Consider the following 2612-nt stretch of genomic DNA (forward strand, 5'->3'; position numbering starts at 1 on the left):
GGCAATAAATGCCGCCAGACCCGCCAGCCAGCTATCTCTTTTGGTTTGCTCTGAAGGTGGCAAAGCATTGAGGCGCTCCCTGATGTTCGCCAGACTGATCTTTGCCTCCGGTTCATCGACGATCCTCGGGAGACAGGGGCCTAAACGATGACTATCCAGCGGGTATTGCTCGAGAGCCTCCATGACCTGAGCGGTCACACACTGGAATGATGGAACAGGCAAATCGGCGTTCTCCATGCGCCACAAAAACAACCCCTTGCCCCCAAGTTGTTCCCGGTACATGAGAGCCTTATCTGAAGCAGAACGGCAGCTGCGCTTAACCAGCGACACTGGGTCAGTAATACTACTGGCACCAGGAGAACTTAATTGCCTTTTGGCTGAACGACTGACCCTGCTGGATGAACCAGAAGCCCCGGCATTCTGATTTTGATTCGTTCCCGGAATTTCAGGATCAAAGGTAGCAGGTAACATCAAGATATCCCTCTCATGTTAATATGAATCCATGTTTTGATAGCTGGCACATCAATAAACCACCTCCTTTTGACAATAATTTTTTAGTAAAGTTCACCCGGCAGCCTGAAGCAGGCAATAGAAAAATAACAATAAGCTGGCAACACGTTTTGCACTGGTCAACGTTGTCAGAGCCAATCAGACCTTATCCGAACATTTTCTGGTGTATTCAATCACTTTGGGATTTCTCAGAATGGCTGAATCGATAAAAGCTTTATCACGTTGAAGCTCGGCAGCCGCATATTTGAAAGCCAGAGGTTCCTTTGCAATTAAGTCGAGTATATAGTCGCGATCATTCAACACCGTTTCACTGGCATCCATTAAGAATTTAATGCTATGAGCAATGACACTATTAATAATATTTTTATCCCTTCGGATTCTTTCACTGGCATACCGAAGAGCTTCAGGACTTTTTTCGACAGCTGTCATAACAAACTCATAATCATCCTGAAGCTTCGGGCTGGCATGACCCATACAATAGCCATTCCGATTGACTGCGGCTAAGACAACTTCTTTATCTCTCTTCATTTCTTCACTTGCATATTGCAGATCAAGTGGATGTTTTGCAATGGTTTCTAATACCAGCTCTCTATCATTTCGTACCCGTTGGCTGGCATATTTCAATCCGTGCTTCAGCAAAACATTCTTGAGCTTTTCTTTATTATCCGGAAGCGAGTGAAACGGGGGAATATAAAAATTCAGTCTGTAACTGTAGGATCGATTGATAATAAAGTATTGATTTCTCAGGTCATACACATGCTCAACCACTCGAATAGCGTTTTTGGGATCAAATAATAAAAAGTGATGCAAAACTTCCTTGCGGGCGTCCTCACTGATCTCATCACTCATTAACATTTTCCGAACACTGTCCTCCGGCTTTCTTCCGCATAATACTAACCACTGACACTCATCCAGTCGCTCAGCAAGATTAACAATCTGTTGGAGGTGGTCGCTTAATAACTGGCAGCAAGCGGGAGTAATACAGTAACCCTTTCTGTAAAACAATGAGAAAAGGCAATGTTGAAAGGCAAATCTATCGGCTTCTGTCACAACTTGCCTGTTAAGGCGTTGTGCAAGCAAGTTAAAGTCCCACTGATCTCCTTCAAAGATGGCAGTGTGTTCCAATTGTTGATCCAGATTAAACATAGCGTCTAGTACAATCAGCAGTTTTCCAAAGGCATCTTGCATGGTTTCACGTGATTCCATTCGGTGCCATGCGATGATTATTTCTCCTGCCACTGCGTTGCAAGACAACTTAATACCATCAGCATTTTTATCCAGTTCGATCGCTTTCAGTAACTGCACCAAAAACCACATACGTTTTAACTTGCCAACTTTATGATCGCAATAAAACTCATTAAACACGTCAGAAAATTTCAGCCGCAAGGTTCGCCCTTTTCCTCCCTCTGCGTGTTCAAGTAGCTCGATGAGACCCACGTGAAATCCTAACATCAGGTTTACAATCAGGACATCATCCAGACTGACGACAGTGGCTGAAAGCCCTGATTTTTTGATGGATGCCTTGCAGGAAGGACTCAACAGCGTCAACGTTTTACCCGGAGTCGTGCAATCAACATAGGTGACATCCCTTTCCCTGGTCAGCCTGCCGCGACCCGAAGCCAGAGCGACCGGTGCCAGTGCCTTTATGAAGCACTGATGCAGGGCAAAAATCAGCTCATGAACACTCAGAACCTGCTCAGCCTTTCGAGGATCGAGTGCTTGAAGACAGGATTGTAGCTGATGACAGGCTGACACCCACTGGCGAAACAGTCTCTGGGATACCTGCCCTTCCTCAGCGGCTTGCATGGGCAGAATGATACTCTCTAACCCGAATCCAATGGTTTGTTTCAGCGCCTCAAACCGGTTGCTCAGTTGCGATAAATCTTTCAGCAATGGCTTCACCCCGGATGAACCCTTTTCACCCGCCAGCAACAAAAAGGCCCGGTAACCTTTCAGCTGTGCTTCAGCCCCATAAATTAACCTTTTTACACTCTCCTTAGTCTCTGCCAGTATCTTTGATCGTTGCGGCGACATGCTCAGTTTTATGGGGTTTGCCAGACAATCCAGTCCGCCGCCGGAGGCAAAAAATGCCAACAAACGGG

2 protein-coding genes are annotated in these 2612 nt (G+C 45.9%); both read right to left on the reverse strand.

Translation table 11 applies throughout. The features are described 5' to 3' along the window. Positions 1-471 (reverse strand): hypothetical protein (locus KDK19_RS15900; RefSeq protein ID WP_257292337.1); only part of this gene is annotated, 471 nt, incomplete at its 3' end. A gap of 177 nt (positions 472-648) precedes the next feature. Further along, positions 649-2612, reverse strand: a 1964-nt coding sequence (locus KDK19_RS15905; RefSeq protein ID WP_257292338.1) for a DUF4116 domain-containing protein, incomplete at its 5' end; no start/stop codon positions are given.

The sequence above is a fragment of the Endozoicomonas sp. ONNA1 genome (assembly GCF_024606325.1).
Taxonomy (GTDB): domain Bacteria; phylum Pseudomonadota; class Gammaproteobacteria; order Pseudomonadales; family Endozoicomonadaceae; genus Endozoicomonas_A.